The following is a 26321-nucleotide window of genomic DNA, read 5'->3' as shown; positions in this document are numbered from 1 at the left end:
TGAACTGTACATGGTTGCTACCTCTCTGGTGGGTGTCCCGGCCCGTCGCCGATGACGCGTTGGAACTGGTTGAGGCGGTCCGCGTCGTGCGGCTCAGGCCGCTGAAGCGATCGCAGCGTCGATCGCCTCACCGAGCCGTTCGACGATCCGATCGATATCCTGTTTGGAAATGATGAATGGCGGCGCCACAAGCACATGAACGCCCCGCACACCATCAATCGTCCCGGCCATCGGATAAATCATCAGGCCGCGGGCCATTGCTTCGCGCTTGATGCGGGCGTTGAGTTCAAGCCTCTGGTCGAATGGTTCCTTGCTGGCGCGATCAACCACCAGCTCGATTCCCCTGAATAGACCCCGCCCGCGAATGTCGCCGACGTGATGGTGGTTATCGAAGCGTTGGTGCAGGCGTTCGTCCAGCTGCGCGCCCATTGCGCTGACGTTGTCGAGCAAACCGTCACGCCGGATGACCTCCTGCACGGCAAGGCCGGCCGCCGCTGCCATTGGATGGCCCATATAGGTATGTCCATGCTGGAAGAAGCCCGAGCCTTGGGCAAAGGCATCGAATATATGCCGGCCGAGCAGCACCGCGCCAATCGGCTGGTAGCCACCGCCGAGTCCCTTGGCGATGGTCAGCAGGTCGGGAGCGATGCCGTCCTGCTCGCACGCATGCAGCGTGCCGGTACGGCCCATGCCGCACATCACCTCGTCGAGAATGAGCAGCACGCCGTAGCGGTCGCAAATCGCGCGAATGTGCTTGAAGTAGTCCGCGACCGGCGGCACCGCGCCGAGCGTGGCACCCACCACCGGCTCGGCGACAAAGGCGATGACCTCGTCCGGGCCGAGTTCGAGGATCTTGTCTTCGAGCTGCTGGGCGGCGCGCGCCGCATAGGCTTCGTCGCTTTCGCCATGCTTTTGATAGCGATAGGCGTAACAGGGGTCGATATGGTGGGTCTCGATCAGCAACGGCCTGAACTGGGCGCGCCGCCATTCGTTGCCGCCGGTGGCGAGAGCGCCGAGCGTATTGCCGTGATAGCTCTGCCGGCGTGCGATGAGATGGCGCCGTTGCGGCTCGCCTTTCTCGACAAAATATTGCCTGGCCATCTTGAGCGCGGCCTCGACCGCCTCCGAGCCGCCGCTGACCAGATAGACGTGGTCCAACCCTTTCGGCGCGTCCTCGACCAGCCGGTCCGCCAAGCGCTCCGCCACCTCGGTGGTGAAGAAGCTGGTATGGGCGTAGGCGATGCGGTCAAGCTGGGCGTGCAGCGCGGCAATCACGTCGGGATGGCCGTGGCCGAGACAGGACACGGCCGCGCCGCCCGATGCGTCGATGTAGGACTTGCCCTCTGCGTCGAACAGTTCGATGCCTTGGCCGCGAACGGCGACCGGCAGCGTCGAGTGGATGGTTCGATGAAGAATGTGTGTCATCGACGGTCCCTCAGGGGCATTTTCTTCGGCGCACGCTGGTTCAGGTGGGTCTTGAGGGCGGCGCCCTGCTCATCGAAGCGTCGCAGCGATTCAACGGCGCCCTCGCCTGCCTGTCCTGCGACAAGAGCACCGAGGATCTCAGCAACGATGAAAGCTGGCGTCATGGTGTGGAAAAAGGACGGGCTGCCGGTCGGCACGACGACCAGGTGATCGGCAAGCAGCGCCAAGGGGGCTACCCCGCTGTCGGTGATCGCAATGACCGGTACGCCGCGGCCGGCAGCATACTCGACAAGCTCGATGGTGAAGCGCGTGTAGGGCAGGACGCTGGCGGCGATCAGCACGTCGTCCTTGGTCGCATGGGCCAGAGCGTCGCCATCGGTTCCGCCGATGCCGTGCAACAGCACCGACTTCTCGCCGATCAGCGACAGGATGTAATGCAGATGCCAGGCCACCGCATGGCTCGAGCGCAGGCCGAGGCAATAGACGCGCCTTGCCGCACTCAGCGCCCTGGCCGTCTCGACCAGACGGTGGATCGACCTGCTTTCGGCGAGATGGGCAAGCTGGCTGGAAATCGAATCCAGAATATCGGCCGCCAGCGCGTGGTCGCCCTTGAGCTTTTGGCTGGCCACCTGAAGGCCCGCCTTGCCGGCGAAACCGATTTCGCCGTCCCGGATCGCGGCGGCGTAGATATCGCGTACCGCCTCGTAGCCATCAAGGCCGAGATGCTGGGCCAGCCGCGTCATCGTCGCCGGCTGCACTCCTGCGTGCCGGGCCTGCTCGCGCATGGACAACAGCGCGACATCATACGGCTTGTCAAGGACATAGCGCGCAGCGGACCGAAGCTGCGCCGACATGCCGTCGAAGGCAGTGACGATCTGTCCAGCAAGCTCTCCCTGGTCCATGGATATTGCTAGCTCGCCAGCCCAGCGATTGCAACGTCTGTTTCAGTGTGATCAAAGATTGATTCATATGAATCTTGTCGCTCACAGAACGTCCCCATGAAGCCGGCCACTGGTCTCGACCGCATCGCCATAGCCGTCGCCCCGAATGGGGGACGTCGCAGCAAGGCCGACCATCCGGCGATTCCACTGACACCAGCCGAACTTGCGAGGACGGCCGCGGAATGCGCCGATGCCGGTGCGGCTATGATCCACGTCCATGTCCGCGACAGAAGCGGCAATCATCTGCTCGACCCCGACGCCTACCGCCAGACGATCGCCGCCATCCGCGGTGCTGCCGGCGACCGCTTGATAATTCAGATCACCTCCGAAGCGCTCGGTATCTATTCGCCGGCCCAACAGATGGCCGTCGTACAAGATGTGAAGCCGCAAGCTGTCTCGCTGGCGCTTCGCGAAATCGTTCCTGATGCCGGATCGGAACTCGCCTGTGTGCGCTTCATGGCCTGGCTGCACACCGAGGGGGTTGCGCCGCAGATCATCCTCTATTCGCCCGAGGAGGCCGTCAGGCTTTCGGACATGCAGCAGCGCGGACTGATCCCCTGGGCAAGCATACCGGTTCTCTACGTGCTGGGCCGATACACGCCGGGACAGGCGTCCGTTCCTGCCGATCTCCTGCCATTCCTCGCGGCGAACATGCCGCGCTTCGACCATTGGAGCGTCTGCGCCTTCGGCCGCAACGAAGCGGCGTGCGTGACCGCCGCCGCGTTGCTTGGCGGCCATGTCCGGGTCGGCTTCGAAAACAATCTTTTCCTTCCGGACGGCAGCATAGCCTCGTCCAACGCCGAACTGGTAGCGACCGTCGCACGCATACTCGCCGACTGCGGCGTCAAGATCGCCTCGGCCGCCGAGTTGGCGGCTCAATGGAACGCGCCGTTTCGTTCCATATGACAAACCAAAGCCTATTTTCGGCGGCAAGCTCGCGCAAGACATAGAGAGGCGGCTGCAATGTCATCGCCACGGAAGAACGACGTGTCCCCGCCCGCGGCGCGGCGATTGCAACAACAGTGCCGGTCGTTGTAACCATTCCGGCCGCTTGATATTGGAGGAGACGCAGCATGGACCGATTCACCGGCGGTTGCCTGTGCGGCAACGTCCGAATTGTCGCGTCAGGGCGCCCATACCGGGTCGGCCTTTGTCACTGTCTCGACTGCCGCAAGCATCATGGCGCCCTTTTTCACGCTTCCGCGATTTTTCCTGAGGATGCGGTGACGATCGACGGCGAAACACGCGACTACGCCGGGCGGTTTTTCTGTCCCCGCTGCGGCTCCTCCGTTTTCGGACGCACCGCAGACGAAATCGAAGTAAACCTGGGGTCCCTGGATGCGCCTGACCAGCTGATGCCAACCTACGAAAGCTGGATCATCCGACGCGAGTCCTGGTTGCCGCCGTTTCCGCTCACCAGACGGTACGAGCGCGATCGTGACGCCACGGGTCGCTTTGAGGAATAGGTCGCAGGAACGGTGCCGAGGAGGCAACGACATCAGAACATGGATTTTCACAGGCCGCCTGCTCACGCCGCTAAAATGTGAACTTGCATGCTTACAAGGTGCGCTGCCTTCATCCACATTGCCCCATGGGCATTCGTGAGCGCCTAAGGCGACCCGTGACAGCCAAGGCGCCGGACCTTAGAGGAGGATCGCAGGGGATGGGATTCATCGTCGCGATCCTGACGCAGGCTTTGTACAGAGCGCCGCGTTCAAAGCTGGCCGTTTAGGAGGTCACGCCGGAAGATCGGCCTTGCGGAAGCCATCAACGAAATGCCCAAGCAGCGCAGCGTCGTGGAATGGCTCTGTCGTGGTCCAGTGGCCCGCCGCCTCGAAACGATGATCACAGGCTAGTGGTCGCGGCGACAATCAACCCGCCCAAGACGGCGACATTGATGGTGAAGCCGGTACGAAGCGCTTCGCGTTCATCGCCGCTGTAGCGCCAGAAGTTGAGCGCCATGAACGACGCCGCAATGGTGAATACGGCCAAGGTCGCGGCGGGAAAGGGTCCACCAAGGCCCGCTGCTAGGCAAAAGCCGCCTGCGATCTCCAGCACCGATCCGGCCGCGAGAAGAGGCCTGGGAGCAGGAAAGCCCCGCTCGGCCAGGGACGCTGTAACTGCCCGGAACCTGAGGAAATGCTCGGCGCCCGCCCAGATAAAGACGCCGCCGAGCAAAACCAATCCAAGGTGGTGGAGGAACGCGATCATTCCTTGCTGCCGTCCTCGGTGTAAACCGCTAGCTCGTAACCATCCGGATCCGCGAAATGAAAGCGCCGGCCGCCGGGGAACCCATAAATCGGCCTGACGATCGTGCCTCCCGCTTCCTCGACCCGCTTGACCGTTGCCGGCAAATCATCGGCATAGAGAATGACGAGCGGGCCTCCTCCGGACCTCGCTGGGCCAGCGGCGAAGCCACCTGACAAGCGCCCGTCGTTGAACTCGCAATATTGCGTGCCGTAGTCAGTGAAGGTCCAGCCGAAGGCCTTTCCGTAGAAGTCGCGTGACCGCTGAATGTCTTTCACGTTGAATTCGACGTAGTCGATCCGTTGATCGTTGTTGTTGCTCATGATGCATACCTCTCGTGTGATGTACGACGGCGAAAGATAAGCACGCATCTCGCCTGCCGGATTGAACAAAACGGCCATCGACGTATGGCTTCACACGGCGCCGCCGAGGCGATGCATCTGACATGATTATTCACCTACCCTCTTCCTTCCGGCCGGAAGAAACAACCGATTCTTGCAACCGTTTTCGATTGGCAGACGTTGTCGGTCGTGCAGATTGTTGTCTCGAGCGACGGCGGGCGCAGCCACTGCGTCGTAGGTTCACCGCCGGTAATCCGAAGAGGAGCGAGATGAGCGATCCCGTCCCAGCGCAGGCAACGGGTTCATTTCAGCAACGTCCAGCGTCGGCGCGGCTTCACGGGAGCTTTGCTTCGGTGTGGGCGCATCGAATGGACCCGGCGGGCGCACCGCCAATCGTCGTCATGCCCGATGCAACGATCGACCTGCAATGGATCGGAGGCAGCTTCCGAATTGCCGGCCCCGACAAGGAGCCGCAGACCGAGGTCCTGGCGGCAGGCGAGATCGTGATCGGCTTGCGCTTTCATCCTGCCACGGCGGCGGCATGGCTCGGCGTGCCACAAATCGAGCTTGTCGGCCAGAGGCTGTTGCTCGACGATTTATGGGGCGCGCGAGCCCGGCGCCTCGCCAGCCGCGTGCGCGCAGGCGACAATCTCGAGGATCTGGCCTGTTCGCTCGAACAGGTCGTCGCCGAGGAGGCGGCCTCCCGCGCGCCAGACGTTCCCATGCAGGCGGCATATCGCCTGATCGAGCGCGGGCCGCCACCCGACGCGCCGCTCGTCCCTTGGTTGATGCGCGCACTCGAGATGAGCGAAAGGACGTTGCGCCGGCGCTTCGACGAGAGCTTCGGCTATGGCCCCAAGACGCTTGACCGTATCCTCCGCTACCAGCGCTTTCTGCGGCTTTCGAGCCAATCAAACAGCGCCACGGCCATCCTGGCAGCCGAGGCGGGCTATTCCGATCAGGCGCATCTTGTCCGCGAGAGCCGACGCCTGACGGGAAGCACCCCGCGACAGATTCATCACCTGCTGCAGAACGGGTGAAACCACGTCGCGCTCTTCATTGGCCGTTTTGTTCAATTCGTCACTGTCGCCCGACTTTATCCTGGTGTCTCCGACAACCAGAGGAGATCGCCATGAAACCGCGCATTTCGGTTTTGACTATCGCTGTCGCCAACCTCGAGAGTTCTCTGGCGTTCTACCGCGACGGTCTCGGCTTGCCGACGGAAGGGATCATCGGCCGCGAGTTCGAGCATGGCGCCGTCGCGTTCTTCACGCTGTCCGGCGGGTTGAAGCTCGCGATCTGGGCGCAGGACGACCTCGCCTACGACACTGGCCTGCCCAAGGCGCCGATCAGCTCGACCTCGTTCACAGTCGGACACAACGTTGTGCGCCGCGAAGAAGTCGATCAAGTGATGGATGAGGCCGCTCGCGCCGGAGCCGAGATCATCAAGCCTGCCCGGGACACGTTCTTTGGCGGATATGCCGGATACTTCCGCGATCCGAACGGACACCTGTGGGAGGTCGTCTGGAACCCCGCCAACATACCGAATGAGGACGCTCTCTGAGGGCAGGTATGGCCCTGTAGGATCGGGCCGTTCCGGTCATTCCCGGTGCTGGCAAATTCTATCGGCATCGGGGCGGGCGGCCTGCTTTCCCTGGCAAACGAAGCCAGTTCGACGGCAGTCCACCAGCATAATCTTACGGGGCTGATTATGTAGCTCTATCCAGATTCGCCTCGCCTGCATGGCGCATCATGCGGCGGAAGCTCATTGAGATATGCGCCCGCCTTATGTGCCCGATGGACTCCCAGTCGCCGATTTCGGCCGCGGCAAGGACCTCTTCCATTTCGCGGCGGAATGCGGTGAATTCCTCGACGAGGCCCAATTGCGGCATCAGCTTCAGGACGACGCGCGCGACCTGAAAATACAGGCGCTCGCTGATCTCGCGCAGTGGCTGGTTGCCGGTCATCGCCGTGAGCTCGTAGAAAAAATCCATGTTGAGGCGCAGGAAAGCGCGCTGGTCGGGATTGAGTATATCGGCATCGCAGCGCGCGATGAGCGCCCGTATCCGGTCAAGATCGTCCGCCGTGCGCGGAATCGGCGAAAGCTTGCCGACGAGGAGCGCCAGCTCCAGGCGCAAATGATAGACCTGCTGCAATTCCTCGATGTCGACGTCGGTGACGATCGTGCCGACGCCGTGGACGGATTGAACCAGACCCTCGGATTCAAGGCGCGCCAGCACGCGCCGGACCGGCGTGCGGCTGATCTGGAATTCCTGGGCAAGTTCTTCCTCGGACAGGTGGCTTCCCGGCGCATAATCGAGCAGGCAGATGCGGTCGCGCAATATCCGGTAGATGCGCTCGAACCGCTCCCGCGCGGAGAGCGGGCGCGGCGGCGCGGCGGTCACCGTCGTGGGCGGCTTGGCCTCTGTCTCGATCGTCACCCAGCCTCCAGGACAGCATGCAGGAATTGCCGTGTCCGCTCGTTCTTGGGAGCACCAAACAGTTCGCTTGGCGGCCCCTGCTCGCAGATCTTGCCTTGATAGAAGAAACAAACGCGGTCGGAAAACTCCTTGGCGAAGCCCATCTGATGGGTGACCATCAGCATGGTGAGATCATGCTCGCGCCCGATTTGCCTTATCACCTGCAGCACTTCGCCGACAAGCTCCGGGTCGAGCGCCGACGTCACCTCGTCGAACAGCATGATCTTGGGCCGCATTGCCAGCGCCCTGGCGATGGCGACGCGCTGCTGCTGGCCGCCAGAAAGCTGTGACGGATAGTGGTCCTTCTTCTGGGCCAGACCGACCAGCTCCAGCAGTTCGGCCGCTCTTGCCTCGGCGTCCGCCCGCTTCATTCCGAGCACCGTTATCGGCGCCTCGATGCAGTTCTGCATCGCTGTCATATGCGGAAACAGGTTGAACGACTGGAACACCATGCCGATCTTGGCGCGGATCTTGCGGATGTGGGCGAGATCGGCGGGAACAAGCTTGCCGTTCCTCTCCATATGGGTCAGCGGCTCGCCTTCGACCCAGATGACGCCGTCATTGATCGTCTCCAGCGTCATCAGCATGCGCAGCACCGTCGTCTTGCCCGAACCCGACGGACCGATGACGGAGACTTTTTCGCCGCGCGCTATTTCGAGATTGAGCCCGTCGAGAACGGTTAACGTGCCGTAGCGTTTCGATACATTGTCGAAGCGGACCATCGGTTGTTCAGTCATCGGGTGGTCCTCCGGTTGAGCAGCCCTTCGAGAGAGCGGATGAGCGCCGCCGAAACCAGGCTCATGGCAAGGAAAAACAGGCCGACCAGCGTGATCGGCTCGGTGTAGCGGAACGTTTCGGAGCCGATGATCTTGGCGGTCTGCATCAGTTCCATCACGGCGATTGCGGAAAGCAACGGCGTTTCCTTGAACAAGGCCACCAGATAATTGCCGAGCGCCGGAACGATCGGCGGGATCGCCTGCGGAATGATGATGTCGCGGAACGTCGTCCAGGACGAGAGATTGAGCGCGATCGAAGCTTCCCACTGGCCGCGATGGATGTTGTCGAAACCGGCGCGATAGACCTCGGAGCAATAGGCGGCGTAGTGGATGCCGATGGCCAGCACCCCGGCGGTGAAAGCGTCGAGCACGACACCGAATTTCGGAAAGACGAAATAGAGAAAGAATATCTGGATGAGCAGCGGGGTCGAGCGGATCAGCTCGACCAGCACCGAAATCGTCCAGCTGGTCCATGGCACGGCGATGCGGACAACGGCCAGCACCAGGCCGAGCGAGGCGGCAAGCGCAAAGCCGATCAGCGTCGCTTCGATGGAAATGACGGCGGCGCGGGCAAGCACCGGCAGGATTTCCAGGGCAAATCCCCAATCCCAGATCATGCCGCCTTCCCCCGCGCCAGTCCGAGCGACGCTCGCCTTTCAAGAAGCCGCATGCCGATGGTCACAACCAGCGACATTGCCAGGTACATCAAAAGAACGAGGGTGAAGATCGGAATGGTCTTGAACGTGTTCTGGTTCATTTGCTGCGCCTTGAAGGCGAGATCCGAAAGCGTGATCAGCGAGACCAGCGCCGTCGATTTCAGAAGCTCGATGAACAGATTGCCCCAGGGCGGGATCATCGCGACAAAGGCCTGCGGCAGGATGATCCGGCGCAGCATCTGCGGGCGGCTCATGTTCAATGCAGTACACGCTTCCCACTGGCCGCGGGCGACGGACTGGATCGCGCCGCGCACGCACTCCGATCCGTAAGCGCCGACATTGAGGCCGAGCGCCAGCACCGCCACAACGAATGCGTTGATCGTGACGCCGAATTGCGGGAGCACGAAAAACAGCCAGAACAATTGCACCAGCGCCGACGTTCCGCGGAAGATCTCGACGTAAACCGTGGCCAGCCATCTGAGCGGCGTCGGGCCGTACATCCTTGCAAGTGCTGCAAGCACGCCCATGATAATTGCCAGCAGGCTGCCGAGGACGGCGATCTCGACCGTCAGGACCGCGCCTTGCAGCAGGCCCGGCATGAACACTCTATAGCTGTCCTGCGTTGCCAACGCGCCGATCACGACCAGCGCGATGACCAGCATGGCAATGAGCGTACGGATTCCCATGCGATTCCCCCGGGAAAAAGGGCGGCGCTTTCGCGCCGCCAGCAGTTGGGAACCTATTTGCCAGCGCAGAGCTCTGCGGTGGTCTTGTTGGGCAGATAATCCTTGCCGAAGCCGAGTGGCTCGACCAGCGCGATATGCTCCGGCGAACCGATGAACTTCTTCAGCTCGGCGTTGAAAGCCTGCTGCAGGTCGGTGTCTTCCTTGCGGAAGCCGAAGCCGCCATGGCCTTTCACCGACTTGCCGGCGACCTCGCCGAAGGGCTTGGTCGATTCGACACCGTCGGCCTTCTTGGCCATGTCGGCGATCGAAAGGGCGGTAAGCGCGGCAGCATCGGCGCGGCCCGACTGGACGGCGGCGACCAGGCTGGACTGGTCGGGCAAGGAGACGATCTGCCCATCGGCAACGCCCGCTTCCTTGGCGAAGCCGCCTTCGACGGCGCCGGCCATCACGGCAAGCTTGAGATCCGGATTGTCCTTGATGCTGGAAAAATCCTTGATGCCTTTCGGATTGCCTTTTGCCACCAGCATAGCCTCGCCGATGCCGTAGGACGGCTCGGAGTAGTTGATCTCGGCGCAGCGCTTCGGGGTGATGAACATGCCGGCGGCGATGATATCGAAGCGGCCGGCCTTGAGACCTGGAATGAGCGAGCCGAATTCGGTCAAAACACCGTCGACCTGCGGTATGCCCATCTTGGCGAGCACCGCCTTGGCGACTTCCGGCGCCTCGCCGGTCAGCTTGCCGTCTGGCGTGGCGTAACCGAACGGCGCCTCGTTGGCGAAACCGACGCGGATGTAGCCGTCCTTCTTGGCCCGTTCGAGGGTGGTTTCCGCGTGAGCGGACAGCGAGGTCAATGACGTCGCGGCGAGCGCGATGCAGGCAGCCGCTTTCACGACCATGCGGCGCGATATCGATGAATTGAACATGCTTTTCTCCCATTGGACAACTGTGGATGGTTCCCAGGGCGCGGCCTTCTTCGAGGTCGGCGCCTGCTTGATCAGACGTATACAACTGCCCTAGACATTTCGCAAGCAGAGATATAGAAACCATGGAAATTCGGCGATAATTCGTAGTTAGCCAACAAATTGACGTCGAGTTGTGCACAATTTGGGCCTGCTTGCCCATATTTTATCAAAGGGCAAGCGGCGTACTGGAAGGCAGGATTTCGGTGGCGACCGCGAAGGGCTTCGGGACATTCACGCAAGCGGAGTATGGGCAGCGCCTCGCCGGCGTGAAGACACGCATGCAACAAGCCGGCTTCGATCTCATCGTCTGTCAGGATCCAGCCAACATGTGCTGGCTGACCGGCTATGACGGATGGTCGTTCTACGTTCCGCAGTGCGTGCTCGTCCATCTGGAGGAGGACCGGCCGATCTGGTTCGGCAGGGCGCAGGATGCCAAGAGCGCACGCCTGACCACCGGCCTGCCCGAGACAAACATCGTGCCGTTCTCGGAACGGCTGGTGCAGCAGCCCGTCGAACACCCTTATGACGAACTCGCCCAACTGATCCGGTCGCGCGGCTGGGGAAAGGCCCGTATCGGCGTCGAGATGGACGCGCATTATTACACTGCGCGCTGCCACGCCCACCTTGTCGAGGGGCTGCCCGACGCGCATTTCGCCAACAACCACGATCTCGTTAACTGGGCGCGGCTGGTCAAATCCGAAGCCGAGCTGGTGCTGATCCGCGAGGCGGGTGCGATCTGCACGCATGCCATGAACCGCGCCATCGGGAAAATGCGGCCCGGTGTGCCTCAGAACCATGTCATTGCGGAAATCTATCACGCGCAGATCATGGGGGTGCCCGGAGCGGGCGGCGACTATGCCGCGATCTGTCCGCTGATGCCCGTCGGCGAGGGCACCAGCACGCCGCATCTGACGTGGTCCGACGCGCCGCTGCCGGACAGCGGCCCCGCCATTCTGGAGATTGCCGGCGTGAGGCGCCGCTATCACGCGGCGCTGACGCGGACCATACATTTCGGCAAGCCGCCGCTAGCCATCCTCGACATGGCCAAGGCAATCGTCGAGGGTGTCGACGCCGGCCTCGAGAAGGCGCGCCCCGGCTACACCGCCGAACAGGTGGAAGCCGCCTGGCAGGCAGTCCTGCGACGGAACGGGCTGAAGAAGGAAAGCCGGGTCGGCTATCCGGTCGGGCTCGCATACCCGCCCGATTGGGGTGAACGCACCGCAAGCCTTCGTCCCGGCGATACTACCGAGATGCAGTCCGGGATGTGCTTCCATTTCATGGCCGGCGTCTGGCTCGACGATTTCGGCATCGCCATCTCGGAGTCGTTCGTCGTCACGGAACGCGGCGGCGAACGCCTCTGCGACGTGGCGCGCGACCTCATCGTCATCGACTGACATGGCGGCCGGGAAACCGGCTGCCGAAAAGACCATGCCCGCCAGCAAGCCGGCAACAAGCACGAGGACGCCCGATGGACCGCAATCCGTTTTCCGAAGCCGAAATCGCCGGCCGCCTGGCAAAGGTCCGTACTGCACTGATCGAGCGGGAGCTCGACGCGGCGGTGTTTGCCTCGCCGGAGAACGTCTTCTATCTCACCGGGCTTGATCACTGGGGGTATTTTGCCCCTCACCTGCTGATCGTTCCACTCCAGGGAAACCCCGTCCTGGTCACCCGCTCGATGGAGAAGGTGACGATCGAGAAGCAGGTGAAGGCAGCGGAATTCCGCGGCCACTCCGACAGCGAAACGGCGGCCGACCTTGCCGCGCGGGTGCTTGCGGAGCTCGGCCTCTCGGGCAAGCGGATCGGCCTCGAATACTGGACGGCCGGCCTTAGCCATGGACTTGCCGTGGCGCTCCAGACGCAAGCCGATGCAACGTGGAGCGATGTCTCCGGTCTGATCGACGAGATGCGGCGGGTGAAGAGCGCCGAAGAACAGGCGCTGATGCGGCGTGCCGCAAAGGTGACGGACGCCGCCGCCGGTGCCGCGATCGCCGCGATCTCCGATGGCGCTTCCGAACAGGAGGTCGCCGCCCAATGTGTTTCGGCAATGATCCGCGCCGGCGGTCATGCGCCGGGCTTCGGACCGTTCATCCGCCCGGCCGCGCGCCTGGGTGAAGAGCACACGACCTGGGGCAACGGAATCTACCGCAAGGGCGAGCCGGTCTTTGTCGAACTGTCCGGGTGCATCTCGCGCTACCATGCCCCGCTCGGCCGGCTCGTTCGCATCGGCCACATCAGCGATGAAGACGCCGCAATGGCGGAGGTGACCGCCAAGGCCTTCAACGCGGTCGTCGAGGCGCTGCGGCCGGGCGCCAAGGCGCGTGATGTTTACGCCGCCTGGCAGGCCGTCGCCGACGAGGCCGGCCTTTCCCACTATCGCCGCCATCACTGCGGCTACCTTGTCGGCGCCGGCCAGCCGCCGTCATGGACCGGCGGCAATTCGGTGACCGGCTTGCGACACGGCTCCGACCTCGAGATCGAAACGGGGATGAGCTTCCACATCCTGTCATGGCTGATGGGAACGGGTCGCGGCAATGACTTCGTCTCCAACACGGTACTTTTGACCGACGCGGGCGCCGAAGTGCTCACCCGCACGCCGGCCGGCCCGATTGTTCGATAGGCCCGCACGCATGGCGCGCTACTCGGCACTCTCGATTTTCCGCAACGCGCTCGCCGGCCAGAAGAATTGGCAGCGCGCCTGGCGTGCGGCGGAGCCAAAACCGTCCTATGATGTGATCGTCATCGGCGGCGGCGGACACGGCCTCGCCACCGCCTTTTACCTCGCCGAGAACCACGGCATCCGTAACGTCGCCGTACTCGAAAAGGGCTATGTCGGCGGCGGCAATGTCGGCCGCAACACCACCGTCATCCGCTCCAACTACCTGCTCGACGGCAACACCCAGTTCTACGAATTCTCGATGAAGCTCTGGGAGGGCATGTCGCGCGCGCTGAACTTCAACGTCATGTTCTCGCAGCGCGGCCAGCTCGTCACGGCGCATTCGGCCGATCAGCTCGACGGCTTCAGCCACCGCGCCAATGTCATGCGGCTGAATGGCATTGATGCCGATATCCTCGACCGCGACGAGGTGCGCCGTCTCGTGCCCTATCTCGATTTTTCCGACACCGCCCGCTTTCCGATCCATGGTGCCATCTTCCAGGGCCGGGCGGGCACGGCGCGCCACGACGCCGTCGCCTGGGGCTATGCGCGCGCCGCCGACAGCCATGGCGTCGACATAATCCAGAACTGCGAAGTGACAGGCTTCCTCCGCGACCGCGACAGTATCGTCGGCGTCGAAACGACGAAAGGCCGGATCGGCGCCGGCAAGGTCGGCCTCGCTGTTGCCGGTCATACATCCGTGCTCGGTGCCAAGGCCGGCCTTGACCTGCCGATCGAAAGCCACGTCCTGCAAGCCTTTGTCACCGAGCCGCTGAAGCCGCTGGTAGATCACGTCGTCGCTTACGGCGCCGACCATTTCTACGTCAGCCAGTCCGACAAGGGCGGACTGGTCTTCGGCGGCAATCTCGACGGCTACAATTCATACGCCCAGCGCGGCAATCTCGGCGTCGTGCGCGAGGTGGCGGAGGCGGCGATTGCTTTGATGCCGTGCATTTCGCGCGTCCGTCTGCTGCGCCACTGGGGCGGCGTCATGGACATGACTCCCGATGCCAGCCCGATCATCTGCCCGACGCCGATCGACGGCCTCTATCTCAATGGCGGCTGGTGCTATGGCGGCTTCAAGGCGACGCCGGCTTCCGGCTGGTGCTTCGCCCACACGATCGCCACCGGCAAGCCGCATCCCCTGATCGCGGCCTACGGACTCGATCGTTTCCGCACCGGCCACACGCTCGATGAGGCCGGTGTCGGCCCTTCCGCCTGGCTGCAATAGGAGGCGGGACAAAATGCTGCGCATCGAATGCCCCTGCTGCGGCCCGCGCGACCATGACGAGTTCCGCTATGGCGGCGATGCCTCGGTCACGCGTCCAACCCATGACGATGCCGATCCGGAGGCCTGGTACCGCTACGTCTATATCAGGACAAACCCGGCCGGCCCGCACCGTGAATTCTGGCAGCACGTGACCGGCTGCCGGCAATGGCTGGTGGTCGAACGCGACACCCGCAACCACGCGATCGCATCCGTCGACTTCGCCAGGAAATCGACTGTCAGGAAACAACCGGCATGAGTTCGAACCGCAAACGCCTGCCAGCGGGTGGCCGCATCAGTCGCGAGGTGCCGGTAGATTTCACCTTCGATGGCCGCAAGCTGATTGGGTATCGCGGCGACACGCTCGCCTCCGCGCTGCTCGCCAATGGCGTCACCCTGGTCGGTCGCAGCTTCAAATATCATCGCCCGCGCGGCATTTTTTCCGCCGGGCCCGAAGAGCCGAATGCGCTGGTTACGCTCGGGAGCGCCGGCAGGCGCGAGCCGAACCTGCCGGCGGCGACGCTGGAACTCGCCGACGGCATGGTCGTGGAGAGCCAGAACCGCTGGCCGTCGCTTGCCTTCGACGTGCAAAGCGTCAACGGCCTTTTCGCGCCGTTTCTGTCCGCCGGCTTCTACTACAAGACCTTCATGGGCCCGACGCGCCGCGCCTGGATGTTTTACGAACATTTCATCCGCAAGGCGGCCGGCCTGGGCAGAGCCGCCACCGGCCCCGATCCCGACCGCTACGAGGTTCATCATGCCTTCGCCGATGTCGCCATCGTCGGCGGCGGCCCGGCGGGATTGTCGGCGGCGCGGGCGGCCGCCGCGGCCGGCGCGCGGGTCGCGCTGATCGAGCAGGATTTCCTGCTTGGCGGCCAGCTTCTGGCGGAACCGTCCGACAGCGCAGCGGCCGCATGGCTGAGGCAGGCCGCGGCCGAGTTGGAGGGCTTCGAAACCGTCGCGCTGATGAAGCGGACGACCGCTTTCGGCAGCTATGACGGCAATGTGCTTGGACTGGTCGAACAGCGCGATCCAACCGATCCGCAGCCGAATGGCGAGACACGCCAAACGGTCACCATGCTGCGCGCCCGCGCCATCGTTTTCGCCACCGGCGCCATCGAGCGGCCGATCGTGTTCTCGAACAACGACCGGCCCGGCGTCATGCTTGCCTCGGCCGCGCGGACCTACCTCAACCGTTTCGCCGTCCTGCCGGGCAAGAAAATCATCGTCGCCACCAGCAATGACGGTGCCTGGCGCACCGCCTTCGATTACGCCGCAGCCGGCGCGGAGGTGACGATTGCCGATCTGCGCGCCGTCCCGCCCGCAGCACTTGCCGCGGAAGCCGCACGGCTCGGCGTGGTGGTGAGGGCCGCAACGCGCATCGTCGACCTGCACGGCGGCCATACCGTCAGGCGCGTAACGCTCAATGGACCGGAGGGACAATCCTCGGCCGCCTGTGACCTCGTCTGCATCTCCGGCGGCTGGTCGCCAACCGTGCATCTCACCTCACACCTCGGTGTCAAACCTGTGTATCGCGACGACATTGACGGCTTCGTGCCGGGCGCGTTTCCGGCGGGCCGGTTCGGCGCCGGCGCAATGATAGGAGCTTATGCGACCGCCGCTGCCGTCGAGCACGGCCATCGCGCCGGCATCGAAGCGGCAGCCTCCTGCGGCAAGTCGGCGCCGGTGCCCGCTCCATCGAAACTCGATCTCGGTGAGACCGCCTCGACCGTGCTTCGCGAAGCCCTGCCCGCTGGACGCGGAAAGGCCTTCGTCGATTTCCAGATGGACGTGACGACCGGGGATATCGAGCTCGCCCATCGTGAGGGCTATGAATCGGTCGAGCATCTGAAGCGCTACACCACGCTCGGCATGGGCACCGATCAGGGCAAGACCAGCAATTTTCCCGCACTTGCCGCCATGGCAGCGCTGCGCGGCGCAACGATTCCCGAGACCGGCACCACGACCTTCCGCCCGCCCTATACGCCGGTGGCGATCGGCGCGCTTGCCGGACGCGCCGTCGGCCATCATTTCAAGCCGATCCGCCGCACGCCGATGCACGACTGGCACATGGCGAATGGCGCCGAGATGCTCGAGGTCGGGCTCTGGATGCGGCCCTATTTCTACCGGCAGTCGGGCCGCGACGTGAACGAAGCCTATGTTGCCGAAATGCGTACCGTGCGTCAGACCGCGGGGCTGATGGACATCTCCACGCTCGGCAAGATCGATGTCCAGGGCCCGGATGCGGCAATCTTCCTCGACCGCGTCTATGCCAACGGCTTTGCCAAACTGGCGATAGGCCGCGCCCGCTACGGCGTCATGCTGCGCGACGACGGCATCGTCTTCGACGACGGCACCACGACGCGGCTAGCGGAAAACCGGTTCTTCATGACCACGTCGACCGCCAAGGCCGCCGATGTGCTGTCGCGTCTCGAATTCCTGCTCGACACGGCCTGGCCGGATTTGCGCGTGGCCGTTACCTCGGTCAGCGATGAATGGGCGGCGATGTCGGTTGCCGGGCCTAACAGCCGCGCAATCCTCGGTGCTGCTTTTCCTGGTCTCGACGTTTCCGACGCGGCGCTTCCGCATATGGGGCTACTCGAAAGCGAGTGGCAGGGCCGTGGGCTCCGCATCCTGCGCCTCAGTTATTCCGGCGAGCGCGCTTACGAAGTCTATGTCGGCGCCACTGCCGGTGAACAGCTCTGGAGCCTCTTGCTCGAAGCCGGCACACCCTTCGACCTGAAGCCTTACGGTGTCGAGGCGCTCGGCGCGCTGCGGGTCGAAAAGGGCCATGTCGCCGGACCGGAGATCGATGGGCGCACGACGCTCGACGATCTCGGCCTCGGCCGCATGGCCGGCAAGCGCAGCGGCTTCGTCGGCGATGTACTGCGCCGCCGCCAGGCCTATCAGGCGCCTGAGCGCCAGCGGCTGGTCGGACTGGAATGCGCCGAAGACGGCAAGCGCCTCCGCGGCGGGGCGATCCTGTTCCTGCCGGACGACAAGATCGAGGGCCATGGCCGCGGCCGGGTGACCTCGATCACCTTTAGCCCAGAACTCGACCGCTATGTCGGATTGGCCCTGCTTGCCGGTGATGTCGCGGCAGAAGGAAGCGAGGTCGTGGCGGTCTATCCGATGAAGGCCGAAACGGTTCGCGCCCGCGTTGTCTCGCCGGTATTCATCGATCCGCAGGGAGAACGGCTGCATGGCTAGCTTGACCTCTTCTCGGGATTTCAGTCTGTCCGTGGCGGATTGTCCGCTTATCCAGATCGAGGGCTGGGACGCGACACTGAGACAATTCGAAAAGAGCGTCTCGGCGTCGCTCAACACGAAACTTCCCGCTTCGGTGGGAGAGACGGTTCGCCACAAGGGCCTTTTGACCATCCGCGTTGCACCTCGCCGCCTTTGGCTGGCTCTCGACGAAGGCACAGAGGCGCCAGCCCTTGTCGTCGACCCCGATCTCGGCTGTTCCGTGCCCCTCGGGGAAGGTCGTGTTCGTTTGAAAATGGCCGGCCCTGGTATCGCAAGGCTTCTGTCCGGCTGCATTGCCGTCAACTGGCACGCGCCGACCGCCGCTCCGGGCCGCGCCGTGCAAACATCCCTCCATCACGTGCCCGTGCTCTTCCTGCGCACCGGCGAGACCGCGTGCGAGCTCATCGTGCCGCGAAGTTTTTCGCGAAGCCTCTCGGATTGGATTGCCGACGGCTAGCCAATACCGGTTCCTCGGGCAAGGGCCGGCTTTAGCGGCGATCCAAGCCGCCATCACGAAGTCATCTACTCTCTTGCCGGCCAGTCCTGCAGGAGCGTAACCCCAAACTTCGGCGCGGCTACTTTGAGCCGCTCGATATCGGCAGGCGTTGGCGGCCCGACCACCTCTCCCTTGCTGCGTTCATGGCCACCTTCGGCGAGAAACTGCTCGAACACACTTGGCGTGTCTATCAGGATATAGCGAACGAGCTGATTGCCGGGATTCATAAGCTGGTGCGGGATGCCCCGCTTCAAAAACATGCTCTCGCCGGGCGAGAGCGTTCGGACCACACCGTCCACAATTGCGGTCAAGTGCCCTTCGATGACGTAGACCGTCTCGTCGTCATTCGCATGAACATGGATTGGCGTTTTGGTGTGCCCGTCGCTTCTGTTTTCGAACAGACTCAACAAGCCTCCCGTCTGTTCGCCGGAGACCAGTCGCTTCATGACGATGCCCGCGAGCACGAATTCTTTTGGTTCAACATCCGTCATTGATCCAATCCTGCCAGGCACATTTGGTGGCCCGTCAAGCAGACGAGCTGCGCAGCGACATCCGGCAAACGTCGAACTGGCTCGCGGGTTCCCGGTCGCCGGAGTTCCCTCTTCTCAAGCTCCGTTTGGACGAAAAGACGGCTTCGTTGTCACCGGACATGCAGGCCGACATCCGCCAATTCGAGGGCGCCGCAGAGGTCCGCCTAACTGACGGCAAAGCTGCAACGTGCTGCCAGGCTCTCGCCGGGCCCAAGCACCGACAGTCCATTCCATTTGTCGATCGAACCCCGATTATGAGCATCGACAACATGACTGACCGGTTCAAAACAGAAGAAGTCGCTCTCGTCCGATGGCGAATAGACCAGGTACAAATTCAAGGGCGATGAAGCTTCAATCCGCAGGCTGCAACTGTGCTCTGGCCAAGATATGGAGGCGACACCATCCCAGCCAGCGAACACATTGTTTATCCATCCGCTCGGCAAGGCGGCCGGGGCGCCGAAATTCCAATCGGGATGGGTTTTGATATCCACAAACCGTTCAGGGAGGTGGTTGGGCCGTTCGATGCAAACCTGTGATGCCGCGGCGTGAAGCGTGGTCAACGCTGTTCTCGGGAACCATGGATGGATGCCAAGCCCGAACGGCAATCTGATCGATGCCCGATTGACGATGCGAAGTTTCAGCTCGAGCCCCTGTCCGGCCAGCGCGTAGCTCACCTCGGCGCGATATCGGTATGGGCCAGGCCCGTTGCTGATGAGCGACAGCTTTGCGTTGTCCTGCGTTATGCTGTCGACGTCCCACTCGCTCGAAAATCCATTGCCGTGAATGGGAAAGGGCTCGCGTGCAACATTGGCAGGCAGTTCGTGGAATTTGCAGTCGAATGTGAACCCGCCGCCCGAGATGCGATTTGACCATGGCAAAAGCAGGTTGCAGGCAAGGTCGAACGGGTTGCTGCTCCCGCCGTTCGGCCAAGGCCTGAAGAGCGGCACGCGTCCATGGTCCAGTCTCGCAAGACCTGCCCCAAGCGATGGGACGATTTCAGCAGACAGGTCTCCGCTTCTGATCTTGATCGTCCCGACCATCCGCTTCAGACGGTATTGGCCTTGGCAGCGGCGATCGGCTGTTGATGGCGGCCTTTGCGAGCCACTGCAAGAAGGTCGTTCGACGCGATCCCGATGAGCGCCTTCATCTGATCGTGTGCATCGTCGGCCCTCCGCATCCTGATTGCCTCCAGCACGTCGCCATGCGCGCTCAGCGTCTGCTGGTAATTAGCGGTGGCCGATGTGGTCAAGCGGAAGGAGAAGCTGAGGGCGGCCGCAAGCATATTGCCGAGATTGGCGAACACCGGGTTGCGGCTGGCACGCAGGATGGCCGTATGAAACCTGACGTCGGCATCGAGACACGCAGCGAGATCATCCTGCGGAGCAATGCGCATGGCTTCATAGGCCGCTTCGATGACCGCGAGATCGCCTGACGTCGCCATCTTGGCCGCAAGTTGGGCGGCAGCGGGTTCAATGACCAGCCGCGCCTCGATCAATCCTCGGACGAAATCGAGATCGGGCTCGATATCGCGCATCCATTCCAAAACCTGTGCATCCAGCCTGTTCCATTCGCTCGACACGCGCACACGCGTCCCGGCCCGCTTGCGCGCCTCGATCAATCCTTTCGCCGAAAGCGTCAGAAGAGCATCGCGAAGCGCGGTGCGGCTCGCCCCGTAGATAACGCAAAGCTCGGCTTCCGTCGGCAGGACGGAGTGCTGGGCGTAGGAGCCGGCGAGGATGCGCTGTCCGAGATCGCGTGCGATGCGATCCTTGAGCGATGACGTGGTGCCATCTGCGGCAGGAATGTCCTGCTTGCCTTGGCCAGTCGAAGCGATCGCCGCGTCCATCGTCATGTCCTGTTCAAGTGGTACTCGGCAATTACCACAGCAAGTATCAGCAGCGAGCCCTTGGCAAGCAACTGATAGAAGGTTGGCACGGACGTCAGTATCATTCCGTTGTTGAGGACGCCAATGATGGCGACGCCCAGCAGTGCGCCGACGATCGTGCCCTTGCCGCCCTGCAAGGCGCAGCCACCAAGAACGGCCGCTGTGATGGCCTCGAGTTCCAGGCCTTGGGATCCGGATACGGGCTGCCCGGAGCCGGTACGGGCAGCCAACAGAATCCCGGCCAAGCCGGCCGCCACTCCACTCATGATGTAGATGCCGACGCGGTAGCGGTTGATGTTGATGCCGGAGAAGCGTGCGACAACGGGATTGCCGCCCAGGGCATAGATGTTGCGGCCAACGATCGAGCGGGCAAGGAAGAGATGGAACACGATCGCGGTCAGCAAGAGAATCCAGATCAGCAGAGGCAGGCCGAGGATTCGTCCGATCCCGATGAAGCGGAAAGTCTCGCTGAAAATCGCGATCGATTGCCCGTCGGACATGATGAACGCGATGCCGCGGAAGATCGCCATCGTACCGAGAGTCGCGATGACAGCGTTGACCCGCCCATAGGTGATGATGATGCCGTTCACGAGGCCGGCAAGACCGCCCAGGACCAGGCCGGCAAGAATGCCCGCGGCGGGTGATCCGGTGGCCTGGATGGCCATTGCCGTCGATACTGTGGTCAGACCGACAATTGCGCCGACGGCAATATCGAGCCCTCCGGCGACAATAACCACGGTCTGGCTCATCGCCAGAACGCCCAGGATGGTAATGCCTAGACCGATGTTCAGCAGGTTTCGGCTGGAGAAGAACACGTCGCCTCTCAGGGTGCCGAAAATGAGCACGAGAATGGCGAGAGCAACAAGAAGGCTTATGTTGTGAATGCCGATGCGCTCTGCGATGCGCAAGGAAGCGCGCCTTTTGCCGGTTTGCGTTGTTGCTGTCCTGAGCTCAAGGCTGTTCACTGAATTTGTCCTCCAAGCGATGCTGCAGATTGAGGCATGGCATGTCTCAGGATCGTGGCCTCGTCGATGTCAGGGCGGGAAAGTTCGGCCGTGATCCGGCCTCCAGCCATAACAAGCACCCTGTCGGCCAGCCCGATCAGTTCCGGCATTTCCGAGGAAATCAGGATTATGCCGATGCCGCTGGCGGCGAGTTCGTCGATCAGGCGATAGATTTCCGCCTTGGCGCCGATGTCGATGCCGCGGGTCGGCTCGTCGAGGATGAGAAGCATCGGCTGCCGCGCAAGCCAGCGCGCGAGAACGACCTTCTGTTGGTTGCCACCCGATAATTTCGAAACCTGTTCGTCGAGGTTAGGCGCCTTGATCGACATCTTTGCTGCAAGCGGTGAGACGATCTCCAGTGCCTTGCGCCGGTTGAAGAAGCCGAAGGTCGACGTTCTGTCGGGCACGCAAAGCGAGGCGTTATCAAGAATGCTTCGGAACAACAGCAGCGCCTCGTGCTTGCGGTCTTCTGGGGCAAAGCCGATGCCCGCCACGATCGCTGCATGCGGACTGTTGGGGCCAACGGGCACACCATTCATCGTTATGGTTCCGTCGAGGCGCCGATCATAGCCGACAATCGCCTTTGCCAGTTCGGATCGACCCGCACCCATAAGGCCGGCAATGCCGAGCACCTCGCCGCGGCGGACCTTGAGGCTCACATCGGTGACGTGGTCGGTGATCAGGCCCGTCACCTCCAGCAACGGTTGCCCCGATTGCCACGTCTCGCGCGTAAACAGATCGGCTATGTCGCGGCCCACCATGAGCTTGGCTATGGTCTGCTCGCTGGCACCGGCAGCGGGGGAATCATCGACCAGCCGGCCGTCCCGCAACACGACAATGCGATCCGCAAGGTCGATGACCTCGTTCAGCCTGTGAGAGATGTAGACGATCGAAGTGCCCTCGCCGCGCAGCCGGCGAATTACTGAAAACAGACGGCGCGCTTCGTCGTCGGTCAGTGACGAGGTCGGCTCATCGAATGCGATCAGCCGGCCGCCGGCACGTATGGCGCGCATGATTTCGATCATCTGGCGCTGTGCCGGACCGAGTGTGCTGCAGAGTTGACGCGGCAGCATATCCTGCTGCATGCCGAAGGTCGCAAGCACTTTATCGGTCTGGTCCTCGAGCCTGTGCCAGTCGAGCAGGACGCCTGCCAACCGCGGCAATTCGCCGACGAAAATGTTCTCGGCCACGGTCAGGTTCGGAACGATCTCCGGCTCCTGATGGATGACGCGTATTCCGGCTCTGTGGCTGTCGCGCGGTTCGCTGAAAACGATCGGCGTGGAGCCATGCAGCACGGTGCCGGTGTCCGGTGCGAACACGCCCTCGAGAATTCGCATCATTGTCGACTTGCCGGCGCCATTCTCGCCAACCAGGGCAAGCACCTCTCCTGGCCGAAAGGCAATCGAGACATTGTCGAGCGCCTGCACGACGCCGAAGCGCTTCGATATCCTGTCGAGCGAGAAGAAATCCGATTGCGTCAAAAGCTCACTCCCGAGGATCGATCCCGTGTGCCCGTCGACGAACTGCCGGCCCAAAGAGGGTCATGCGCACTGCGGCGCATGACGCATATCTGGTTCAGTGGCAGAGCTTGGCTTTGTAGTCCGACGCAAAATTGTCGGCGGTGATGTATTCCGGGTCAGTGAAGGATTGAACGGGAAGCTTGGTTCCGTCCTTGATGGAGGCCAAGAGAATCTTCACCGCCAGCGCGCCATGATTTTCCGAATTGAGCCACATCGTACCACGGAACGCCGAGGGCTTTCCGGATCCGAAGGCATCGCAGGCGCGGCTCCCGTCGATGCCGATCCCCATGCCCTGGTCTGCGGAATAGCCAGCATTCTCCAGTGCTCGCGCACCACCCAGCACGCCGTCATCGTTGCATGAATAGAATATCCAGTTCGTGACGCTGGGATTGGCCGTCAGTGTGGTGGTCATCACGTCGATGGCGTTGACCATCGTGTTGTCGTAGGGGACGCGAACGATGTTGCCCGGCTTGAAATCGGGCACCGCCTTCAGGAACGCTTCTTCCGCGCCCTTGTTGCGCTGCATGCAGGTATCGGCCTTGCGGTCCTCGATCGAGGCGATGCGCACTTCTTTGCCCGCCCAGCCTTCAGCCTTGTAGAGCTTGGCAAGCTCTTCGCCCACCCGCGCACCGATATTGTAAGCATTCATGCCGACATAGGGGACCTGGGTGCCATCCTGGTAGTAGATATCGTCGTCCACCGCCACCAAGGGAATTTTTGCGGCCTTTGCTTTCTCCGCGATGACCGGTCCCAGTGCCTTGTCGGGGACAACGATGGCGATGCCTTTCACGCCATCGCCGACCATCGTATCGAAGGTCGTGATCGTCAAATTGGCGTCGAACTGAACGTCCTGCGACACGAACGCGGCCCCTGCCGCCTCAGCCGCTTTCTTGGCGCCGCCGACTTCGGCGACGAACCATGGGTGGTCTCCCATCTTGTTGATGTAGCCGATCTTGATGTCGTCTGCGCTTGCTGTGCCACTCATCAGTCCGGCAGCCAGTACCGCAAATGTCGCCAAAGCCTTTGTTGTGGTTTTCATGAAGATCCTCCCTGAGCTCAATGGTGGTTGCTAGTCGTGGTAGAGAACCGAGCGCCCACCATCGATGGTGATCGTCTCGGCATTTATGAACGGCGCTTCGTCCGAAGCTAGGAAAACCGCCGTCATTGCAACCTCGTCCGGCCGGCCAATTCGCTTGGGCGGATGGAGGTCGTAGGCTCGCCGCTTCTCCTCGGCGGGGTTCGGGAATGTGTTCCAGTAGGCTTCCGCGATCGGCGTCTCGATATAGCCGGGTGCTATCGCGTTCACCCGGATACCGCGTGCGGCATATTCGATGGCCAGCGAACGGGTCAGGCCCAAAAGTGCATGCTTGGCGACCGGATACGGGAACGTATGGGGAATGATCTGGAAGGCGTGACAGCTCGCTATGTTGACGATGGACCCCGAGCCCTTCGCCAGCATCGTCGGCAAAACCGCCTTGGCGCAGAACCACGCGGCCTGGAGGTCGAGCTTGAGGCAGCGCTCCCATTCCTCATCCGGCATCAGCAATGGTTCGTAGAACACGTTGGCACCGGCATTGTTGACCAGAATGTCGACGCCGCCATAGGCCGTGATCGTGCCGGCGACCATGTCCGCGACCGCGGATGTGTCCGTGACATCCGTCTCGACGAACAATACGTCGGCGCCTCCGGCACGCAATTCGTCGGCGACCGCTTTGCCGCTTGCCGCATTCAGTTCGGCAATGACGGTCTTTGCCCTATGTGTTGCAAAAGCCCGGGCGGTGGCGGCACCTATGCCTTGGCCGGCGCCCGTGATGATTGCGATCTTTCCTTGCAGCCGGCCTGCCATTGCATTCACCAGTCGACCACGGTGCCGTCCGGCATGACGGCATTGCGGGCATGCAGCACTTCCTGCTTGAAGGGGTGACGCGCGATGACGTCCTCATTGACGGTGACGCCAAGGCCCGGCAGATCGGGCAGGTCCCAGCGGCCTGGTTTACGCCGAATTGGCCAGGTAACGACGTCGTCGTACCAGGCGACGGCACCGGACATCTCCTCCTGAATGACGACGTTTGGCGTCGATATGCCGAAGTGAAGAGCAGCGACGCCAGCGATCGGACCGAGCGGGTTGTGCGGCGCAAGGCCGATGCCTGCCGTTTCCGCCATGGCCGCGATCTTCTTTGTCTCCAGCAGACCGCCAGTGTGGCAAATATCAGGCTGGGCAATGTTGAAGGCACGGGCTGCGATCGAGTGCGTGAATTCGCGACGCCCGATCAGCCGCTCGCCGGAAGCGATCGGCACGGCCGATCGCGCCGTGATATGCGCCAGTCCGGCAACATCTTCGGGCGGCACGGGTTCTTCCGCGAACATGATGCGGGCCGGCTCGATTGCTCTGAGGTAGTCCATCGCAGCGTTAACGGATGCAGGGCGTCCATGGAAATCGACCATGATGTCGATGTCCGGACCTATGGCCTCGCGAAGTGAGCCAACCATGTTGGCGACAGAATCAACGGCTTTCGCAGGCGATGCGTAGTGGGTGTAGGGAATGCAGACGACCTTGACCGCATCGTAGCCTGCCTGCGTCACGATGCGTCCGCGTTCCACGATCGCGTCCGCGGATCCGGTCTCATAGACCGCCTTCATGTCTCCGAGGCCGAGATGCGTATAGGTGCGCAGATAGTCGCGAACCTGTCCGCCCAGAAGGCGCCAGACGGGGACGCCCAATGACTTGCCCAGGATGTCCCAGAGCGCGATCTCGATGCCGCTGACGGCAGACATTCCCTCGACGCCAAGACGCCAAAATCCGTGGCGCGTAAGTATCTGGTAGCACTGCTCCACGTTGCGCGGATCCTGCCCGATGAGCAGGGCCTCAAGGTCCTGAAGCGCCCCAACGACGGCTCGCGTCTTCCATTCCAGCGTTGCCTCACCCCAGCCAAACAGCCCGGGCTCGTCGGTTTCGACCCGGACGAAGACCCAGTTGCGCATTTCCGCATTGCAGACGCGCGCCTTGATGGCCGTGATTTTCATCGGTCCTCCCAGACCTGCCGCCTTTTTTCGATGGCAATATGTATGATTTATTACGGATAATATGGACGAGTCAAGTGCAACGTCGATGTGGACCAAGGCCGCCAAGGAACTGGTCCTCAGGAGGATCCGAGCAATTTTCGATCAATCCTTGTCCGCCGATGGAAGGGCTGTCAGCCTCC

27 protein-coding genes are annotated in these 26321 nt (G+C 62.5%); 10 read left to right on the top strand and 17 right to left on the bottom strand.

Features of this window, described 5'->3' with window-relative positions:
- Positions 1–93: 93 nt before the first annotated feature.
- Both NKH28_RS08505 and NKH28_RS08500 read right to left on the bottom strand, forming a co-directional pair.
- On the bottom strand, positions 94–1425 hold the full coding sequence (locus NKH28_RS08505) for an aspartate aminotransferase family protein (protein WP_352470559.1): 1332 nt from the start codon (positions 1423–1425) through the stop codon (positions 94–96).
- A complete protein-coding gene (locus NKH28_RS08500; RefSeq protein WP_352470560.1) occupies positions 1422–2327 on the bottom strand; it encodes a MurR/RpiR family transcriptional regulator in 906 nt (301 codons plus the stop codon). Before NKH28_RS08500 ends, NKH28_RS08505 begins: the two co-directional genes overlap by 4 nt.
- A gap of 96 nt (positions 2328–2423) precedes the next feature.
- On the opposite strand from NKH28_RS08500, the gene NKH28_RS08495 reads away from it, so the two are divergent.
- Together NKH28_RS08495 and NKH28_RS08490 are read left to right on the top strand one after the other, a co-directional pair.
- A complete protein-coding gene (locus tag NKH28_RS08495) occupies positions 2424–3272 on the top strand; it encodes a beta-keto acid cleavage family enzyme (RefSeq protein ID WP_352470561.1) in 849 nt (282 codons plus the stop codon).
- Positions 3273–3439: 167 nt separating this feature from the next.
- Entirely contained in the window at positions 3440–3832 is a 393-nt protein-coding gene (locus NKH28_RS08490; protein ID WP_352452141.1) for a GFA family protein, read from the top strand.
- 379 nt (positions 3833–4211) lie between these two features.
- On the opposite strand, the gene NKH28_RS08485 is transcribed toward NKH28_RS08490, so the two are convergent.
- Both NKH28_RS08485 and NKH28_RS08480 read right to left on the bottom strand, forming a co-directional pair.
- A complete protein-coding gene (locus NKH28_RS08485) occupies positions 4212–4577 on the bottom strand; it encodes a DoxX family protein (protein WP_352470562.1) in 366 nt (121 codons plus the stop codon).
- Complete coding sequence (locus NKH28_RS08480) at positions 4574–4939, bottom strand: VOC family protein (RefSeq protein WP_352470699.1); 366 nt, start codon at positions 4937–4939, stop codon at positions 4574–4576. The genes NKH28_RS08485 and NKH28_RS08480 overlap by 4 nt, the downstream gene beginning before the upstream one ends.
- 383 nt (positions 4940–5322) lie before the next feature.
- Between NKH28_RS08480 and NKH28_RS08475 the strand changes: the two genes are divergently transcribed.
- The gene (locus NKH28_RS08475) at positions 5323–5994 is read left to right on the top strand and encodes a helix-turn-helix domain-containing protein (protein ID WP_352470563.1); all 672 of its coding nucleotides are present in this window, start codon (positions 5323–5325) and stop codon (positions 5992–5994) included.
- Positions 5995–6086: 92 nt separating this feature from the next.
- A complete protein-coding gene (locus NKH28_RS08470) occupies positions 6087–6518 on the top strand; it encodes a VOC family protein (RefSeq protein WP_352470564.1) in 432 nt (143 codons plus the stop codon).
- A 145-nt stretch (positions 6519–6663) separates the two neighbouring features.
- On the opposite strand, the gene NKH28_RS08465 is transcribed toward NKH28_RS08470, so the two are convergent.
- From NKH28_RS08465 to ehuB, 5 genes are read right to left on the bottom strand one after another with little or no spacing between them, the layout of a single operon-like run.
- Positions 6664–7395, bottom strand: a complete 732-nt coding sequence (locus NKH28_RS08465; protein ID WP_352470565.1) for a GntR family transcriptional regulator — start codon at positions 7393–7395, stop codon at positions 6664–6666.
- Positions 7392–8171: an ectoine/hydroxyectoine ABC transporter ATP-binding protein EhuA gene (gene ehuA / locus NKH28_RS08460; RefSeq protein WP_023717024.1), complete on the bottom strand. Its 780-nt coding sequence runs from the start codon at positions 8169–8171 to the stop codon at positions 7392–7394. Before ehuA ends, NKH28_RS08465 begins: the two co-directional genes overlap by 4 nt.
- The gene (ehuD, locus tag NKH28_RS08455) at positions 8168–8827 is read right to left on the bottom strand and encodes an ectoine/hydroxyectoine ABC transporter permease subunit EhuD (protein ID WP_023674259.1); all 660 of its coding nucleotides are present in this window, start codon (positions 8825–8827) and stop codon (positions 8168–8170) included. Before ehuD ends, ehuA begins: the two co-directional genes overlap by 4 nt.
- On the bottom strand, positions 8824–9552 hold the full coding sequence (ehuC, locus tag NKH28_RS08450; protein WP_352612531.1) for an ectoine/hydroxyectoine ABC transporter permease subunit EhuC: 729 nt from the start codon (positions 9550–9552) through the stop codon (positions 8824–8826). Before ehuC ends, ehuD begins: the two co-directional genes overlap by 4 nt.
- A 53-nt stretch (positions 9553–9605) precedes the next feature.
- Entirely contained in the window at positions 9606–10475 is an 870-nt protein-coding gene (ehuB, locus tag NKH28_RS08445) for an ectoine/hydroxyectoine ABC transporter substrate-binding protein EhuB (protein ID WP_352470567.1), read from the bottom strand.
- Between the two features lie 242 nt (positions 10476–10717).
- On the opposite strand from ehuB, the gene NKH28_RS08440 reads away from it, so the two are divergent.
- The 6 genes from NKH28_RS08440 (at position 10718) to NKH28_RS08415 (ending at position 18140) form a co-directional block, all read left to right on the top strand.
- Entirely contained in the window at positions 10718–11908 is a 1191-nt protein-coding gene (locus NKH28_RS08440; protein ID WP_352470568.1) for a M24 family metallopeptidase, read from the top strand.
- 74 nt (positions 11909–11982) lie between these two features.
- Positions 11983–13131: a M24 family metallopeptidase gene (locus NKH28_RS08435; RefSeq protein ID WP_352978457.1), complete on the top strand. Its 1149-nt coding sequence runs from the start codon at positions 11983–11985 to the stop codon at positions 13129–13131.
- 10 nt (positions 13132–13141) lie between these two features.
- Entirely contained in the window at positions 13142–14398 is a 1257-nt protein-coding gene (locus tag NKH28_RS08430; protein WP_352470570.1) for a sarcosine oxidase subunit beta family protein, read from the top strand.
- Positions 14399–14411: 13 nt separating this feature from the next.
- Complete coding sequence (locus NKH28_RS08425; RefSeq protein ID WP_352470571.1) at positions 14412–14693, top strand: sarcosine oxidase subunit delta; 282 nt, start codon at positions 14412–14414, stop codon at positions 14691–14693.
- The gene (locus tag NKH28_RS08420) at positions 14690–17644 is read left to right on the top strand and encodes a sarcosine oxidase subunit alpha family protein (protein ID WP_352612526.1); all 2955 of its coding nucleotides are present in this window, start codon (positions 14690–14692) and stop codon (positions 17642–17644) included. The genes NKH28_RS08425 and NKH28_RS08420 overlap by 4 nt, the downstream gene beginning before the upstream one ends.
- On the top strand, positions 17637–18140 hold the full coding sequence (locus NKH28_RS08415; RefSeq protein WP_352612524.1) for a sarcosine oxidase subunit gamma: 504 nt from the start codon (positions 17637–17639) through the stop codon (positions 18138–18140). The genes NKH28_RS08420 and NKH28_RS08415 overlap by 8 nt, the downstream gene beginning before the upstream one ends.
- Before the next feature lie 65 nt (positions 18141–18205).
- Here NKH28_RS08415 and NKH28_RS08410 read toward each other — a convergent pair whose 3' ends face one another.
- From NKH28_RS08410 to dgoD, 8 genes are all read right to left on the bottom strand, one after another.
- Positions 18206–18670, bottom strand: a complete 465-nt coding sequence (locus tag NKH28_RS08410; protein WP_352612522.1) for a cupin domain-containing protein — start codon at positions 18668–18670, stop codon at positions 18206–18208.
- A 203-nt stretch (positions 18671–18873) separates the two neighbouring features.
- Positions 18874–19749 (bottom strand): aldose 1-epimerase, encoded by an 876-nt coding sequence (locus NKH28_RS08405; protein WP_352612520.1) that lies wholly within the window; start codon positions 19747–19749, stop codon positions 18874–18876.
- A gap of 5 nt (positions 19750–19754) precedes the next feature.
- On the bottom strand, positions 19755–20555 hold the full coding sequence (locus tag NKH28_RS08400; protein ID WP_352470576.1) for a FadR/GntR family transcriptional regulator: 801 nt from the start codon (positions 20553–20555) through the stop codon (positions 19755–19757).
- A 2-nt stretch (positions 20556–20557) separates the two neighbouring features.
- Entirely contained in the window at positions 20558–21502 is a 945-nt protein-coding gene (locus tag NKH28_RS08395) for an ABC transporter permease (RefSeq protein WP_352612518.1), read from the bottom strand.
- Positions 21503–21555: 53 nt separating this feature from the next.
- The gene (locus NKH28_RS08390; RefSeq protein ID WP_352612516.1) at positions 21556–23079 is read right to left on the bottom strand and encodes a sugar ABC transporter ATP-binding protein; all 1524 of its coding nucleotides are present in this window, start codon (positions 23077–23079) and stop codon (positions 21556–21558) included.
- 94 nt (positions 23080–23173) lie between these two features.
- A complete protein-coding gene (locus NKH28_RS08385) occupies positions 23174–24157 on the bottom strand; it encodes a substrate-binding domain-containing protein (RefSeq protein WP_352612514.1) in 984 nt (327 codons plus the stop codon).
- A 30-nt stretch (positions 24158–24187) separates the two neighbouring features.
- The gene (locus NKH28_RS08380) at positions 24188–24964 is read right to left on the bottom strand and encodes an SDR family oxidoreductase (protein WP_352470580.1); all 777 of its coding nucleotides are present in this window, start codon (positions 24962–24964) and stop codon (positions 24188–24190) included.
- 5 nt (positions 24965–24969) lie between these two features.
- A complete protein-coding gene (gene dgoD, locus NKH28_RS08375; protein WP_352470581.1) occupies positions 24970–26142 on the bottom strand; it encodes a galactonate dehydratase in 1173 nt (390 codons plus the stop codon).
- Positions 26143–26321 lie beyond the last annotated feature (179 nt).

The sequence above is a fragment of the Mesorhizobium sp. M1227 genome (genome assembly GCF_040318315.1).
Taxonomy (GTDB): domain Bacteria; phylum Pseudomonadota; class Alphaproteobacteria; order Rhizobiales; family Rhizobiaceae; genus Mesorhizobium.
Note: the sequence above shows the minus strand (reverse complement) of the source record. Positions and strands in the feature narration are given on the sequence as shown.

What these genes read in the sequence shown, in the direction of transcription:
- NKH28_RS08500 (WP_352470560.1), bottom strand. Translation starts at nt 2,327, where the DNA reads ATGGACCAGGGAGAGCTTGCTGGACAGATCGTCACTGCCTTCGACGGC.
- ehuD (WP_023674259.1), bottom strand. Translation starts at nt 8,827, where the DNA reads ATGATCTGGGATTGGGGATTTGCCCTGGAAATCCTGCCGGTGCTTGCC.
- ehuC (WP_352612531.1), bottom strand. Translation starts at nt 9,552, where the DNA reads ATGGGAATCCGTACGCTCATTGCCATGCTGGTCATCGCGCTGGTCGTG.
- NKH28_RS08485 (WP_352470562.1), bottom strand. Translation starts at nt 4,577, where the DNA reads ATGATCGCGTTCCTCCACCACCTTGGATTGGTTTTGCTCGGCGGCGTC.
- NKH28_RS08400 (WP_352470576.1), bottom strand. Translation starts at nt 20,555, where the DNA reads ATGGACGCGGCGATCGCTTCGACTGGCCAAGGCAAGCAGGACATTCCT.
- NKH28_RS08385 (WP_352612514.1), bottom strand. Translation starts at nt 24,157, where the DNA reads ATGAAAACCACAACAAAGGCTTTGGCGACATTTGCGGTACTGGCTGCC.
- NKH28_RS08505 (WP_352470559.1), bottom strand. Translation starts at nt 1,425, where the DNA reads ATGACACACATTCTTCATCGAACCATCCACTCGACGCTGCCGGTCGCC.
- NKH28_RS08435 (WP_352978457.1), top strand. Translation starts at nt 11,983, where the DNA reads ATGGACCGCAATCCGTTTTCCGAAGCCGAAATCGCCGGCCGCCTGGCA.
- NKH28_RS08420 (WP_352612526.1), top strand. Translation starts at nt 14,690, where the DNA reads ATGAGTTCGAACCGCAAACGCCTGCCAGCGGGTGGCCGCATCAGTCGC.
- NKH28_RS08430 (WP_352470570.1), top strand. Translation starts at nt 13,142, where the DNA reads ATGGCGCGCTACTCGGCACTCTCGATTTTCCGCAACGCGCTCGCCGGC.
- ehuB (WP_352470567.1), bottom strand. Translation starts at nt 10,475, where the DNA reads ATGTTCAATTCATCGATATCGCGCCGCATGGTCGTGAAAGCGGCTGCC.
- NKH28_RS08490 (WP_352452141.1), top strand. Translation starts at nt 3,440, where the DNA reads ATGGACCGATTCACCGGCGGTTGCCTGTGCGGCAACGTCCGAATTGTC.
- NKH28_RS08405 (WP_352612520.1), bottom strand. Translation starts at nt 19,749, where the DNA reads ATGGTCGGGACGATCAAGATCAGAAGCGGAGACCTGTCTGCTGAAATC.
- NKH28_RS08415 (WP_352612524.1), top strand. Translation starts at nt 17,637, where the DNA reads ATGGCTAGCTTGACCTCTTCTCGGGATTTCAGTCTGTCCGTGGCGGAT.
- NKH28_RS08495 (WP_352470561.1), top strand. Translation starts at nt 2,424, where the DNA reads ATGAAGCCGGCCACTGGTCTCGACCGCATCGCCATAGCCGTCGCCCCG.
- NKH28_RS08475 (WP_352470563.1), top strand. Translation starts at nt 5,323, where the DNA reads ATGGACCCGGCGGGCGCACCGCCAATCGTCGTCATGCCCGATGCAACG.
- NKH28_RS08380 (WP_352470580.1), bottom strand. Translation starts at nt 24,964, where the DNA reads ATGGCAGGCCGGCTGCAAGGAAAGATCGCAATCATCACGGGCGCCGGC.
- NKH28_RS08425 (WP_352470571.1), top strand. Translation starts at nt 14,412, where the DNA reads ATGCTGCGCATCGAATGCCCCTGCTGCGGCCCGCGCGACCATGACGAG.
- NKH28_RS08410 (WP_352612522.1), bottom strand. Translation starts at nt 18,670, where the DNA reads ATGACGGATGTTGAACCAAAAGAATTCGTGCTCGCGGGCATCGTCATG.
- dgoD (WP_352470581.1), bottom strand. Translation starts at nt 26,142, where the DNA reads ATGAAAATCACGGCCATCAAGGCGCGCGTCTGCAATGCGGAAATGCGC.
- NKH28_RS08470 (WP_352470564.1), top strand. Translation starts at nt 6,087, where the DNA reads ATGAAACCGCGCATTTCGGTTTTGACTATCGCTGTCGCCAACCTCGAG.
- ehuA (WP_023717024.1), bottom strand. Translation starts at nt 8,171, where the DNA reads ATGACTGAACAACCGATGGTCCGCTTCGACAATGTATCGAAACGCTAC.